The organism is Actinospica durhamensis (assembly GCF_018139695.1).
GTDB classification, from domain to species: domain Bacteria; phylum Actinomycetota; class Actinomycetes; order Streptomycetales; family Catenulisporaceae; genus Actinospica; species Actinospica durhamensis.
Map to the genome: position 1 here is coordinate 1 of NZ_JAGSOG010000236.1, position 13,990 is coordinate 13,990.

At 70.1% G+C, this 13,990-nt stretch carries 13 protein-coding genes; 9 read left to right on the top strand and 4 right to left on the bottom strand.

Annotation, left to right across the window (positions count from 1 at the left end; all coding sequences use genetic code 11):
* Positions 1 to 205: 205 nt before the first annotated feature.
* From KDL01_RS31555 to KDL01_RS31565, 3 genes are read left to right on the top strand one after another with little or no spacing between them, the layout of a single operon-like run.
* The gene (locus KDL01_RS31555; RefSeq protein WP_212532319.1) at positions 206 to 595 is read left to right on the top strand and encodes a group I truncated hemoglobin; all 390 of its coding nucleotides are present in this window, start codon (positions 206 to 208) and stop codon (positions 593 to 595) included.
* Positions 596 to 641: 46 nt separating this feature from the next.
* On the top strand, positions 642 to 1,760 hold the full coding sequence (locus tag KDL01_RS31560) for a globin domain-containing protein (RefSeq protein WP_212532320.1): 1,119 nt from the start codon (positions 642 to 644) through the stop codon (positions 1,758 to 1,760).
* On the top strand, positions 1,757 to 2,488 hold the full coding sequence (locus tag KDL01_RS31565; RefSeq protein WP_212532321.1) for a hypothetical protein: 732 nt from the start codon (positions 1,757 to 1,759) through the stop codon (positions 2,486 to 2,488). The genes KDL01_RS31560 and KDL01_RS31565 overlap by 4 nt, the downstream gene beginning before the upstream one ends.
* Before the next feature lie 126 nt (positions 2,489 to 2,614).
* Here the strand turns inward: KDL01_RS31565 and KDL01_RS31570 are convergent, their stop codons facing one another.
* The 3 genes from KDL01_RS31570 to KDL01_RS31580 are packed head-to-tail and all read right to left on the bottom strand — an operon-like array spanning position 2,615 to position 4,879.
* Entirely contained in the window at positions 2,615 to 2,914 is a 300-nt protein-coding gene (locus KDL01_RS31570) for a putative quinol monooxygenase (protein ID WP_212532322.1), read from the bottom strand.
* 31 nt (positions 2,915 to 2,945) lie between these two features.
* Entirely contained in the window at positions 2,946 to 3,950 is a 1,005-nt protein-coding gene (locus KDL01_RS31575; RefSeq protein ID WP_212532323.1) for a GNAT family N-acetyltransferase, read from the bottom strand.
* A 41-nt stretch (positions 3,951 to 3,991) separates the two neighbouring features.
* Positions 3,992 to 4,879 carry a phosphatase PAP2 family protein gene (locus KDL01_RS31580; protein ID WP_212532324.1) on the bottom strand — a complete coding sequence of 296 codons (888 nt, stop codon included), beginning with the start codon at positions 4,877 to 4,879 and terminating at the stop codon, positions 3,992 to 3,994.
* A 479-nt stretch (positions 4,880 to 5,358) separates the two neighbouring features.
* Here KDL01_RS31580 and KDL01_RS31585 point away from each other — a divergent pair, with 479 nt between their 5' ends.
* The 6 genes from KDL01_RS31585 to KDL01_RS31610 all read left to right on the top strand — a co-directional run bounded on the left by KDL01_RS31585 (position 5,359) and on the right by KDL01_RS31610 (position 12,802).
* Positions 5,359 to 6,738: a ricin-type beta-trefoil lectin domain protein gene (locus tag KDL01_RS31585; RefSeq protein ID WP_212532325.1), complete on the top strand. Its 1,380-nt coding sequence runs from the start codon at positions 5,359 to 5,361 to the stop codon at positions 6,736 to 6,738.
* Positions 6,735 to 8,915, top strand: coding sequence for a pectate lyase-like domain-containing protein (locus tag KDL01_RS31590; protein ID WP_212532326.1), 2,181 nt, complete (start codon positions 6,735 to 6,737; stop codon positions 8,913 to 8,915). The genes KDL01_RS31585 and KDL01_RS31590 overlap by 4 nt, the downstream gene beginning before the upstream one ends.
* 172 nt (positions 8,916 to 9,087) lie before the next feature.
* Positions 9,088 to 9,996, top strand: coding sequence for an ABC transporter ATP-binding protein (locus KDL01_RS31595; RefSeq protein ID WP_212532327.1), 909 nt, complete (start codon positions 9,088 to 9,090; stop codon positions 9,994 to 9,996).
* Between the two features lies 1 nt (position 9,997).
* On the top strand, positions 9,998 to 10,780 hold the full coding sequence (locus KDL01_RS31600) for an ABC transporter permease (RefSeq protein WP_212532328.1): 783 nt from the start codon (positions 9,998 to 10,000) through the stop codon (positions 10,778 to 10,780).
* A 7-nt stretch (positions 10,781 to 10,787) separates the two neighbouring features.
* The gene (locus KDL01_RS45560) at positions 10,788 to 12,149 is read left to right on the top strand and encodes a sensor histidine kinase (RefSeq protein WP_212532329.1); all 1,362 of its coding nucleotides are present in this window, start codon (positions 10,788 to 10,790) and stop codon (positions 12,147 to 12,149) included.
* On the top strand, positions 12,146 to 12,802 hold the full coding sequence (locus tag KDL01_RS31610) for a response regulator (protein WP_212532330.1): 657 nt from the start codon (positions 12,146 to 12,148) through the stop codon (positions 12,800 to 12,802). Before KDL01_RS45560 ends, KDL01_RS31610 begins: the two co-directional genes overlap by 4 nt.
* A 45-nt stretch (positions 12,803 to 12,847) precedes the next feature.
* On the opposite strand, the gene KDL01_RS31615 is transcribed toward KDL01_RS31610, so the two are convergent.
* Complete coding sequence (locus tag KDL01_RS31615; protein WP_212532331.1) at positions 12,848 to 13,630, bottom strand: G1 family glutamic endopeptidase; 783 nt, start codon at positions 13,628 to 13,630, stop codon at positions 12,848 to 12,850.
* Positions 13,631 to 13,990 lie beyond the last annotated feature (360 nt).

The window sequence follows — 13,990 nt, forward strand, 5'->3', positions numbered from 1 at the left end:
GGGTGGGCCGGACCGGGTCCGGCATCTGAGATATCGAACGTTCGTGACAGTGCCCAGATATGTCTCCTATGAGGGTACGAATACCCCGATAGTCACGTTTGGGCCGCTGCTAAGCTCCATCCGTTTTCGGGGCCTCGAACGTGCCGTACGGACGTTCTTTCATGTTCGAGCCCTGTCGGTGGTTCGACGGAAGGAAGAATTTCCCATGGCAGACGTGGAAACCGCCCCCTCGCAGTGGGAGCGCGTCGGCGGTGCTCCGGCGGTCCGGGCCGTCCTGGACCGCTTCTATGTCGACCTGCTGGCCGAGCCGCAGCTGGCCGCGTACTTCGAGGGCCGGTCCGTCGACAACATCAAGCCGCACCTGGCCGAGGTGCTCAAGGTGGTGCTCGGCGGTCCGGGCGCCAAGGAGCTGGACGTGGCGGCCTACCTCACCGGCGCGCACGCGGATCTGGGCATCACCGCAGAGGACTACGGGCGCACCGGCGAGGTGCTGGTGGGCGCCCTCGCGGCGTTCGAGGTCGAGGACGACATCGTCGCCACCATCGGTGCGGCCCTGGAGGCCGTGGCGCCCTACGTGATCTCCGCCGCCGCGTAACCGGCGGCCGACGGCTCCAGACTCAGCGAGACTAAGCGAGCAGCTCGTGATCGAACCGGACATACTGCGCAACTCCTGGGCGAAGGTGACCCAGTACGGGGAGCAGGTGCCGCTGTACTTCTACAGCCACCTGTTCCTGAGCCACCCGGAGGTGCGGCGGATGTTCCCGCCGTCCATGGCGGCGCAACGCGATCGGCTGGTCGGCGCGCTCGGGGCCGTCGTGGCGAACGTCGACGACCTCGGCGCGGCGATCCCGTTCCTGCAGGGCCTGGGCCGCGACCACCGCAAGTTCGACGTGGCGCCGGCGCACTACCCGGCCGTCGGCGCCAGCCTGCTGGCCACGCTCGAGCACTTCCTCGGGCCGGACTGGACGCCGGCGGTCGCGGCGAACTGGACCGAGGCCTACGGCATCGTCTCCCAGGTGATGCTGGACGCGGCGCAGGAGGCCTCCGCCTCCACCCCGCCCTGGTGGGACGCCGAGATCGTGGCGCACGAGATCCTGGGCGGGCGCCGCGACATCGCCCGGGTGACCATCGCCACCCGCGACCCCTTCCCGTACCGGGCCGGGCAGTCGATGACGCTCGAGACCGCGATGGCCCCGGCCCGCTGGCGGTTCTACACCCCGGCGCACCCGCCGCGCCGGGACCGGACCATCGAGCTGCACGTCAAGCTGGTCGGCACGGTCTCCTGGCAGCTGGTGAGCGTGATGGGGGTGGGCGATCGGATGCGCCTGGGGCCGCCGGTGGGCCACGCCCTCACCCTGGCCTCGGCCGCGCCGGACTCGAACCTGCTGCTGATCGGCGCGAACACCGGGGTCGCGCCGCTGCACGCGGTGGTCGAGGAGCTCGCGGCCACCCCGGGCCACGGCCGGACCGTGGCCCTGTTCTACGGCGCGCGGATCGCGTCGGACCTGTACGACCTGCCGCGCCTTCAGGCGCTGGCGGCGCATCATCCGTGGCTGACCGTGGTGCCCGTGGTCTCCGACGAGACGGCCTGGGAGGGCGCGCGGGGTCTGGTGGGTGACGTGGCGGCGGGGGCCGGCGCGTGGCCGGGCCACGAGGTGTTCGTCGTCGGCTCGCCCGCGATGTGCCAGCACACCGTCGGGCGGTTGAAGGAGGCGGGAGTGATCCCGGGGGCCATCCATCTGGAGGAGAGTCAGCCGTGAGCTTCAGCGAGTACGAAAGCTCGGCAAGACGGGCCGTGCGACTGACGTCGGATCAGGTCGACGCGTGGGAGTTCCCGCGCGCGGGCGTGACCCGGCGCGGGTTCGACGAGGAGGGCGTGCAGCGGTTCAAGCGGCGGGTGCTGACGGAGCTGCAGGCCGCCGGCGAGGTCGAGTTCGAACTGCGGGCCCGCAACGACGACCTGACCGCGCAGCTGCGGGCGACCTACCTCGCCGCCGCGGGCTCGCCGGAGGCCCAGCAGGCCGCCGCCGCCCAGGCCGCGCAGGCCTCGATGCCGGAGCGGCGGGTGACCGCGGCCGCGGTCAACGCGATCTTGATGGCGCAGCAGCAGGCCGAGGAGCAGATCAGGGCGGCCGAGGAGTACGTGCGCAACGTCACCGAGTACGCCCGCAACCAGTATCAGGCCACGGTGAACGAGGGCCACCGGCAGGGGCTGATCGCGGCCGAGTCCGCGTTCCAGCGGCGCAACGAGGAACTCTCCAGCAGCCTGGCCCAGCTCGAATCGCAGCTCGACTTCCTCAAGGCCTTCGGGATGGCGTTCGGCGTGCAGGTGGAAGGCGCCCTGGAGAAGGCGCGCGAGGAGGTCCACTCCATGATCGGGACCATCCGCACCGCCTTCGACGCGCTCAAGACGCCGAGCGCGGCCCAGCACCTGCCCCCGGCGCCGGTGCCCGCGGGCGCGGTCCCGGGAGCCCGGTACCCGCGCTGAGGCGGGCAAGACCGACGGACGCCGCCGACGGGTACGGGGACGCGGGCGCACGGGGTGTGGCGCCCGGCCCGCGGCGGCAGACGCGGGCGGGCTGAAAACGGCGACCGGGACGCAGGCCCGGACGACTCAGATGCCCAGGCCGCCGAGCACGTTCGTCTGCTGCTGGGTGAACTCGCCGGTCAGTACCGGCATGACCTTGCCGATCGCGGCGGCCACCTCCGGCATCTGCAGCGACGCGTCGTGGTGCTCCTTGCTCTCCCACACCTCGGTGACCCAGATGGTGTCCTCGTCGGTGGCCGACTCGGTCACCAGGTAGAGCACGCAGCCGGCCGCGCGCAGGCCGTCCGCGGCCTCGATCAGGACGGCGGCCACCTCCGCGCGGTGGCCGGGTTTGACCTTCATCGAACCGATGTAGCCGAATCGCATCGCGCCGCTCCTGTTCTCGAGTGCCGGTTCCTCAGCGTTCGACGGTGATGGCGAGCAGGTCCACCGGCACGCCGCCGAGGCGCAGCTTGTAGTCCTGGGCGCCCTTGAGGAAGTCGAAGCGCAGGCCCTGGTCCAGGCTGCGTTCGATCAGCAGGGATATCAGGACCACGCCGGGGGCCAGGCCCGCGCCCTGGGCGCTGAGCGACATATCGTAGGCCATGTTGTAGATGGACACGGTCTCGCCGTGCCGCAGCGCGATCACCGAGGCGAGCGGGCGGCCGTCGCCGTGCAGTTCGACCACGCGCGCGGCGTCCACTGCGGAGAGTTCGGCCAGCATGCCGCGCACGAAGTCTCCGTACGCCTCGACGAACTCGCCCATCGCCGGGTCGGCCGCGGCCTTCCAGGCCAGCAGCCGGTCCGTCGTCTCGGCCACGGTCGCGCAGGTCGAGTCGACCAGGCTGAGTTCGCCCACCACCTCGCTCAGCTGCCTGCGCTTGCGCAGGATGTCGGCGCGGCGCTTGGAGTTGAGCAGCGCGAGGTAGCCCTGCGGTGCGTGCTCGATCCTCGGGGCCTGATCGTAGGGGGCGACGACGGCGTCCGGGGCGAGGTGGACCACGGCGTCGGCGAGGGCCTCGGCCACCGGATCGCAGTGCACCAGCCCGGCGAGCGCGGCCCTGGTCCACGCCGCGTCCTGGAACATCCACCGGGCCAGGGCCTCGGCGACCTCCTTCTCCCGGCCGGCCACCGCCGCCGGGCCCATGTAGTCCACCACGTCGCGCCCGCCCGCGAAGCCGAGCACGTGCGCGTCCCGCTCGAACGCGCACAGTCCCACGAGTCGCCCGCCGTCCACGACCTTCACCGTGAGCAGTTCGGACGCCGGGTTCTTGGCCCGCCTGTCGTTCCACCAGGACAGTAGGAAGCGCCGAGTGTGGAACGCGGTGCCGTGTTCGGCGGCGAAGGCGTCCCAGGACGGGTCTGTCAGCATGTCGGTACCGGAATGAGTGATGACCTTGACGTCTCCCATACGCTCGATCACGGTGACTAGCCTTCCCGGCGCGGACGCCGGGAAACGGAGTCTCAGCTCCCGTTGCCGCCGTCGCCGCCGGTACCGCCGCTCTGGCGCGTCGCGCGCACCCCGGCCCAGACGCCGCCGCCCCATGCCGCGACCTTCACCCGCCATCGCGGCGAAGCCCGTGACCACAGCGAACGCGTGGAGCGCTGGGCCGCGAGCGTCAGCACCAACAGCGCGGCCGCGACGAGCGCGTCGGCCCAGTAGTGGTTGCCCGTGATGACGATCACCCAGATCGTCACGGCCGCGTGTACACACCCGAGGTAGCGCCAGCGCGAGGTCGTCACGTGCCACGCACACACCGCGACGAACAGCGACCAGGCCGCGTGCACGGACGGCATCGCGGACAGTTCGTCGGCTGATACGGCGCTGGTGGCGTAGACGGACTGGTGGTAGAGCACGGCCGTGTCCACGATCCCGATGCCGGGCACCAGCCGCGGCGGCGCCACCGGCAGGAACTGGATGAGCAGGCATGCGGTGGTGACGAGGCCCAGCGTCGTTCGCCACCGCGGATAGACGTCCCGGTGCCGGACGAAGAGCCAGATCAGGAAGAGGATCAGGACCGTGAAGTGGGCGGAGTAGTAGAAGAGGTTCGCCGCCTCGACGAGCAGCCGGTGCGGCAGGACCAGCCCTTGCAGCCAGGCCTCGCTCGGCAGGCGCAGGGTGCGTTCCGCGTCCCAGATCCACCGCCCGCGCGCCGCGGCGTCCTGCAGTCCGCCGACGGCGAGCGCGCCGGCCAGCTGCCACACTGCATACAGTCCGATGATCAGGGCGAGCTCGTGCACGGCGGGCTGCGCGCGGGGCCACAGGCCGCGCCGGTTCATCGCGACCCGGCCGGCGGCCAGCAGGACGGCGATCAGTGTGGCCTCCTGCCACGTCCACATGATGTTGGGCACGGCGGATCATGGTAGGTCACCTCGGGCGGAAAACGGTCTATCCGGTCATTTCAGGGTATGCGCGTCGCCGGGGGAGCGGGTGACGCGGTGTCAGTTCGAGCTTCTGGGTTTGCGCCCGACGCCCCCTCGCAGCGGGGTCTCCGGGGTGATTCCGGAAGGCTTCGAAAGGGTTCATATATATGAACTCTGGCCATGGAGCTGAACATCGCCACGATAGAGGGCGGAAACGGCCCCGTCAACCGGTATGCGGCGGGGTATTCCCAGGGCTCTGAAACACGGGTGAGTTACATCTCTTCGCCATAACAATCGGCGGTGGTCTGAACCAATTTTGGCCAAGGCCGTTGACCGCCCCGCGGCGCGCTGCTGCAATCGCTGGCACGGCCGGCTCCGGAGCCCACCCCGGAGCCGGGACCGTCCTCCCCCCGACCGGCGCGATCGCAGCCGCCGGCCGGCTCAGTTCGAAGGAGCTGATCATACCCATGCTTATTCACAGGTTCCGATCGCAGGCGCGCCGCGGCATGCCGCTGCTCGTCGCCGCGAGTCTCGCGGCGGTCGCCGGAGGCGTCCCGCTGCTCGCCGCCGCGCCCGCCGAGGCGGCCAGCGGCTTCCCGGCGCACTACGCCGCGCCCTACCTCCAGGTCAGTACCTCCGACGTCGGCGACATGGCCGCCGACCTGAGCGCGACCGGCCTGAAGTACTACACGCTGGCCTTCCTCACCCCGAAGTCCGGCTGCACGCCCGAGTGGGAGGACGGCGACTCGGCCGTCGGCGCCTTCAACTCCCAGATCGCCGCCATCCAGAACGACGGCGGCAACGTCATCATCTCCTTCGGCGGGGCCGACGGCGGTGAGCTGGCGCAGACCTGTACCAGCGTGTCCTCGCTGGAGGCGGCGTATCAGAGCGTGGTCAACACGACCGGCGCCACGCGGCTGGACTTCGACATCGAGGGCGGCGTGCTCTCCGACACGGCCTCGACCACGCGTCGGGACCAGGCGCTGGCGGCGTTGCAGGCCGCTGATCCGAGCGTGCAGGTGGACTTCACCCTGGCGGTGAACCCGACCGGGCTGCCGACGGGGTCGGGCTCGGAGTACGCGCTGCTGCAGGACGCGAAGAGCCAGGGCGTGAAGGTCTCGGTCGTGAACATCATGACGATGGACTTCGGCAACGGGCAGAACGCGCTGGCCGACGCGGAGTCGGCGGCGACGGACACGGCGAGCCAGCTGGCCACGCTGTACGGGATCTCGACGTCGGCGGCGTACAACATGCTCGGGCTGACCCCGATAGCCGGGCAGAACGACGACAACGAGGACTTCACCACCGCCAACGCCTCCACCCTGGAGAGCTTCGCGGCCGGCAAGGGCGTGGCCGAGCTCTCCTTCTGGGAGGTCGACGGCTACGACAAGGGCACCGGGTACCAGTACTCGTCGATCTTCAACGCGATCACCGGCTCGAGCGGCGGCACCTCCGGGTCCGGGGACACCATCGTCGGCGCCAATTCAGGGCTCTGCCTGAGTGTGACCGGAGCCGCCACCACGGCCGGCGCCACGACCGACATCTACACCTGCAACAGCAGTGTCAGTGAAAACTGGACGGTGAAGAGCAACGGCACCATCACCGGTAATAACTCAGGACTCTGCCTCAGCATCAGCGGCAATTCCTCCACCCTCAAGACCACCGCCGACATCAACACCTGTGACGGCGACGGATACGAGCAGTGGACGGTGGAGTCCAACGGCACCATCGTCAACGGGGCCACCGGACTGTGCCTGAGCGTCACCGGATCCTCCACCACCCCGAAGGCCACCGCGGACGTCTACACCTGCAACGGCAGCGCCAGCGAGAACTGGACCGTGGGATGACGCGCGCACAGCGCGGCCGGATCCGGCACACCCGCATCCCCGCGTTCCTCGCCGCCGCGGCCACGGCGCTCGCCCTCACCCTCGCCGGACCGACCGCGGCGCACGCCGCGGCCACCCCGTCCAGCGGGACGATCGCCGGGAACAGCTCGGGCCTGTGCCTGAGCGTGACCGGCAGCTCGACCGCGGCGGGAGCGACCACCGACATCTACACCTGCAACGGCAGCGCGAGCGAGAACTGGACGCTCGAGACCAACGGCACCATCGTCGGGAAGAACTCAGGACTCTGCCTCAGCGCCAGCGGGAACTCCTCGGCGCTCAAGACCACCGCCGACGTCAACACCTGTGACGGCGACGCCTACGAGCAGTGGACGGTCGAGTCCAACGGCACGATCGTCGAGGGCGCCTCCGGGCTCTGCCTGAGCGTCACCGGGTCGGCCACCACGGCCAAGTCCACGGCCGATCTCTACACCTGCAACGGCAGCGCGAGCGAGAACTGGACGGTCTCCACCAGCGGCACCCCGGCGGCGACGCCGGCGTTCGGCGCGAACGTCTACGTGTTCACGCCCTCCATGTCGACCACGACGATCCAGAACGACATCAACGCGGTCTACTCCTCGCAGGAGTCCAACCAGTTCGGCACTCAGCGCTATGAGCTGATGTTCGAGCCGGGCACCTACGACGTGACCGTCCCGGTCGGCTTCTACACCGAGGTCATCGGCCTCGGCCAGAACCCGACTCAGACCGTCATCACCGGCGGCGGGGTCTACACGGACGCGAGCTGGTTCAGCGGGAACGCGACGCAGAACTTCTGGCGGGACGTGGAGAACATCACCATCGACCCGTCCTCCGCCTCCACCGAGTGGGCCGCCTCCCAGGCCGCGCCGCTGCGCCGAGTCGAGATCATCGGCGACGCGGTGCTGGCCGACAACAACGGCTGGGCCAGCGGCGGGTTCATCGCCGACTCCGTCGTGACCGGCGAGGTCAACTCCGAGACCCAGCAGCAGTACCTGTCCCGCAACGACCAGTACGGCAGCTGGACCGGGTCGAGCTGGAACATGGTGTTCGTCGGCGACACCGGTGTGCCCGCGCAGAGCTTCCCGAGCCCGCCGGACACCACCATCAGTCAGACCCCTGCGGTGGCCGAGAAGCCGTACCTGTACATCGACTCCTCGGGCAACTGGGACGTGTTCGTACCCTCCAACCGCACGAGCTCGCAGGGTGCGAGTTGGACGAACGGGAACACGCCGGGCACGTCGCTGCCGATCAGCGACTTCTACATCGCCACGCCGAGCAGCACGGTCACGCAGATCAACGCGGCGCTCTCGGCCGGGCAGGACCTGCTGTTCACCCCGGGTGTGTACCAGATCAGCGGCACGATCAACGTGTCGAACCCGGACACGGTGGTGCTCGGTCTGGGTCTGGCGACGCTGGTGTCCAACAGCGGTGACACGATCCTGTCCACCGCGGACGTCAACGGGATCCGGATCGGCGGTCTGATCTTCGACGCCGGTACGACCAACAGCTCCACGCTGGTGCAGATCGGCCCGAGCGGTTCGAGCGCGAGCCACGCGTCGGACCCGACGGTGCTCTCGGACGTCTTCGCCCGGATCGGCGGGGCCACCGTCGGTCAAGCCTCGGAGACGCTGGTCGTCAACAGCAACAACGTCATCGGCGATGACCTGTGGCTGTGGCGAGCCGACCACGGCAACAGCGGAACCGTCGGGTGGAGCACCAACACCGCGGCCAACGGCCTCGCGGTCAACGGCGCGAACGTGACCATGTACGGACTCGCCGTCGAGCACTACCAGCACATCCAGACCCAGTGGAACGGCAATGGCGGAGCCGTCTACTTCTACCAGAGCGAGATGCCCTACGACCCGCCGGACCAGGCCTCCTGGATGGACGGCTCCGCGGACGGCTACGCCTCGCTCAACGTCCACTCCACCGTCACCGCCTTCCAAGCCTACGGGATCGGCGTCTACTGCCTGTTCACGAACACGAGTGTCCAGGCCGCGAACGCGATCACCGCGCCGAACAGCTCGGGCGTGCAGTTCAACGGCATGGTGACGATCTCGCTCGGCGGCGGCGCAGGCGGCACCATCGACAACATCATCAACAACACCGGCGGCCGGGTCGGCAGCGGCCAGGAGAAAGAGGACCTGACCAGCTACAACTGACCCACCCCCGCACCTCCCGGAGTCCGGCATCCACCGATCGGTGGATGCCGGACTCCACCGCGTCGGTCCACCACACCCGCCCGCCGGTCGATCCGGCGCACCCCCGTGCACCGGCAGCATGGAGTGCGTAGGAAGAACACCGAGTACCCGTCGTACGGGGAGGACGAGGACGATGCCGGTCATCGAGGTCGAACGGTTGCACAAACGCTACGGCGAGCTCACCGCCGTGGACGAGGTGAGCTTCGCGGTGGAGCAGGGGGAGATCTTCGGGATCCTGGGGCCCAACGGGGCGGGCAAGACCACCACGGTCGAGTGCATCTCCGGGCTGCGCACGCCGGACGCCGGCAGCGTCCGCGTGCTCGGGCTCGACCCCGTCGCCGATCGCGACGAGTTGCACCAGAGCGTCGGCGTGCAGCTACAGGAGGCCGGGCTGCCGGACAAGCTGCAGGTGCGCGAGGTGATGGACCTGTTCGCGTCCTTCTACCGCGACCCGGCCGACGTGGCCGCGCTGCTGCGCCGCCTCGGCCTGCACGAGAAGTCTCGGGACCGCTACAAGAAGCTCTCCGGCGGACAGAAGCAGCGCCTGGCCATCGCGCTCGCCCTCGTCGGCAACCCGCGCGTGGTCGTGCTCGACGAGCTGACCACCGGCCTCGACCCGCACGCCCGGCGCGAGACCTGGGAGCTGGTCGAGCAGGTGCGCGAGAGCGGTGTCACGGTGCTGCTGGTGACCCACTTCATGGAGGAGGCCGAGCGCCTGTGCGACCGGGTCGCCCTGATCGACCGCGGCCGGGTGGTCGCGGTGGACACCCCCGAGGGCCTGGCCGCCCGAGGCGGCGGCGGACAGCGGATGCGCTTTCGCCCCTCCGCGCCGATCGAGGACGCCGACCTGCTCGCGCTGCCCGAGGTCGCCACCGTCGTGCGGCGCGGCACCCAGATCGAGGTGACCGGCGCGGACGAACTGGTCTCGGCCGTGACCGCGCTGCTGGCGCGCCGTCAGATCACCGCGGGGAGCCTGCGGATCGAGCAGTCCAGCCTCGACGACGCCTTCATCCACCTCACCGAGCACGGCAAGGAGAACTGAGATGACCGCCGTGACCGTCGCCGCCGCCCCCACCGCGCGGCCGCGCCGCCGGATGACCTCCCGCGGATTCCGGGCCCTGATGGGCATGCACGTGAAGCTGATGTTCCGCGAGCCCGGCGTGTTCGTGATGATCCTGCTGCCGGTGGCGCTGCTGCTCGTGTTCGGGCTGATCCCGGGCACCAAGAAGCCGGAGGTGAGCCTGGGCGGGCGCTCCACCCTGGACGTGTACGTGCCCACCATCGCCGCGATGGTGCCGCTGCTGATCGCCTGCTCCGGACTGCCCTCGCTGATGGCCTCGTTCCGGGAGCGCAACGCCCTGCGGCGCTTCTCGGTCAGCCCCGTCCCGCCCGGCGGCATGCTCGCCGCGCTGGTCGCGGTGCTGACCGCGTTCACCCTCGGCGGCGTCGTACTCATCGTGCTGCTCGGCACGGCCGTGTTCGGCGCCCACATGCCGACCGATCTCGGCGCGGTGATCAGCTCCTTCGTGCTCGGCTTCGCCGCCGTGATGGCGGTCGGGATGATCGCGGCGGCCCTGGCCACCAGCAGCGGCATGGCCGCGGGCATGGGCATGCCGTTCATGATCCTGAACTTCTTCTTCAGCGGGCTGTACGTGCCCACGGCCGAACTGCCGCACGTGTTCCAGACCATCGGCGGGTACGTCCCGTTCGGCGCGGTGATGGACTCCTGGTCCGGGCAGGGCGCGCTCTGGCAACACCTTGCGGTACTGGCCGGATACACTGTGGTCGGGGGCGTCGTGTCGGCCCGAGTGTTCCGCTGGGAATGAGAACGCAGTGACCAATCAGGTGCGCGAGCGTCACATGGAGCTGGCCGCGGCGGTCATCCCCTATGTGGCGCTCGCCGTCTCGCTCGCCCTGGCCCTCGTCGTCGGCGGTGACACGCCCTACTACCCGGCCAAGGCCTTGGGCCTGGCCGCGGCCGCCGCGCTGTGGATGGCGCTGCTCTACGTCACGCCCTACCAGCGCGACCAGCACAAGGTGCGCTGCTCGATCTACTACGTCGGGCTGCTCGCCTTCATCGGCGCCCTGATCGTGCTCAACCCCTTCTTCGCCGTCTTCGGCTTCAGCGGCTACCTGCACGTCATCCTGGTGCCGGGCCGGTGGAAGATCCCCGGGATGGTGACCAACGCCGGGCTGATGGCCCTGTCCGAGGTGGGCGGCCGCGGGCAGCTGCACGGCCTGGTCTGGATCCCCTACGGCGGGCTGTTCGCGGTGAACGTGTTCATCGTGGGCGTGATGACCAAGGCCGGCCTGGACGAGGACCGCCGCAGCGAGCAGCGGATCAAGGAGATCGGCGAGCTGTCCGAGGCGAACCGGCGGCTCGAGCAGATGATGGAGGAGAACGCCGGGCTGCACGCGCGGCTGGTGGTACAGGCCAGATCGGCGGGCATCGTGGAGGAGCGGCAGCGGATGGCCGGGGAGATCCACGACACCCTGGCCCAGGGTCTGATGGGCATTGTGGCCCAGCTCGAGGCGGCGGAGCTGGCCGAGCAGGACGCGCCGCGCCGGCGCCGCCACCTCGGCCTGGCCAAGCAGCTGGCCCGGGAGTCCCTGGCCGAGGCCCGGCGTTCGGTCCAGGCCCTGCGGCCGCAACAGCTCGAGGCCGCGCGGCTGCCCGAGGCGCTGCGCGACCTGGCCGCGCACTGGACCCAGACCTCCGGCATCCCGGTGCGGGCCGAGGTCGACGGCGAGCCGCGGCCCTTGCAGCCGGTGCTCGAGGTGGTGCTGTTCCGGGCGGCGCAGGAGGCGCTGGCGAACACGGCCAAGCACGCCGAGGCGACCCAGGTCGGCATGACCCTGACGTACATGCACGACCAGGTCTCGCTTGACGTGCTCGACGACGGCAAGGGCTTCGACGCGGACGGGGTGGAGCGCACCCCGGCCGACGGCACCGGCTACGGCATCGCCGCCATGCGCCACCGGCTGCGCCAGGTCGGCGGCCGGCTGGAGATCGAGAGCACGCCGGGCGACGGCACGACGGTGAGTGCCAGCGTGCCCGCGCTGCACGGCGAGGACGGCGACGCGGACGGCCCGGACGGGCTGGGCGTCGAGCAGGACGGCGGCGGACGCGTCGAGGCGGCGGGCGTGCGGACGGACGCCGCGGTGAACCAGGGGAGCGAGGCGAGTACGGGATGAGCCGGGACACGGACGGCGGGCAGCCGATCAGGCTGCTGATCGTGGACGACCACCCGATCGTGCGCGACGGGCTGCGCGCGGTGTTCGAGAGCGAGGACGCCTTCGAGGTGGCCGGGGAGGCTGCGGACGGCACCGAGGCGGTGGACCGGGCCGTCGCGCTCGAGGTGGACGTGGTGCTGATGGACCTGCGGATGCCGCGCACGGGCGGGGTGGAGGCGATCCGGCTGCTCGGCGAACGCGCCCCGGACATCAGGGTCCTGGTGCTGACCACCTTCGACGGCGACGCCGACGTGCTCCCGGCGGTGGAGGCGGGCGCGACCGGCTACCTGCTCAAGGACGCGCCCAGGGACGAACTGGTGCGCGCCGTGCACGCCGCCCACCGGGGCCAGGCCGTGCTCGCGCCCTCGGTGGCGCAGAAGCTGCTCGGCCGCGTGCGCACGCCCGCGGGCCCGGCCGAGCAGCGGCTGACCGAGCGCGAACTCAAGGTGCTGACGCTCGTGGCGTCCGGCAGCACCAACCGGGAGGCGGCCAAGACGCTGTTCATCAGTGAGGCGACGGTCAAGACGCATCTGCTGCACCTGTACGCCAAACTCGGCGTGCGCGACCGCGCGGCGGCCGTCGCCGAGGCGTACAAGCGCGGGCTGCTCGGCTGAGACCGGGCAGCCCGCGCCGCTGGAGCTATGCCAGGGGCGTGCGGATCACTCGCTGTCCCAGGTGATACCGAAGTTGTCGCCGGAGAAGCCGCTGGTGGTGGCCTCGGCCGCACCGGACGAGGAGACCATGTTGATCGCGGTCGGGCTGAAGGAGCTCAGGTTCGAGCCGTTGACCAGGGAGCTGTCGAAGGTGACCGTGCCGAAGTCGGCCAGCGGCAGCACGCCGCCGGAGTACGGGGCCTCGGCGATGACCTCGGCGGAGGAGCGCGCGTCGCCGGAGGCGCTGACCGTGGTGGTCTTGGTCCAGCTGCGCGTCTTGTCCTCGAGCACGAGGGTGTAGGTCTTCGTGCCGGAGAAGGTGACCGACTCGTAGATCGAGTCCCCGGCCTTGACGGTGTTGGAGTAGTCGTTCGAACCCTGCGGGTACATCTCGTACCAGCCCACGTACTCGGCCGTGGAGCCGTTGCAGTAGGCCATGGTGCCGGTCTGCTCCACCGTGCTGGAGGAGTAGCCGTCCAGGCCGACCCAGAACGCGGCGTAGGTGCCCGAGCGGCCGGAGCAGCTCACCGACGGCTGGGTGTAGCTGGTGGACACACTGGTGTAGGTGGAGCCGGTCGCGGCGTAGCCGGCCCAGTTGGTACTGGTGACCGTCGTGTTCGAGACGTGCAGACCGTGTGAGATGAAGAACGGGGTGTGCACGGCCGACTGGTGCAGCGGCGCGAAGGAGGGCGCGACCGCGGCCGCGGCGGGCGCGGCGAATGCGGTGAAGGGCGCTGCGGCGAGCACCGCGGCGGCGACGGCGCGGGTCGAACGGTGGGTCACGAACATGGGTGTCCTCCGGGTTCTCCGGTACAGGTGTCGTGGGTGGGGGCGCGGTGGGCCGCGGGTCGACGCATGGTGAGCGCCGCACCCGGCCCGCCGCTCGGGGCTCCCTGATGCAGCCGTGACGCAGTTAAGGGCTCGAACGTACGAATGGCAAGTGGCCGGGACAAGATAATTCGTGAATGCGGGGTAACGCCCAGCTGAGATCAACTCTAAGATCACTTATTCAGGGTACGAAGATCTCCTAATTCAGAATACTGAATACTTTATGAATGGCCTGGGGTCGGCCGTGACTTCGTCGATGGATTGATCTCAGGCCACGCCGACGGCGCGAGTCGCGGCTCGGGCGGCGGCGTGGCCTGAGAT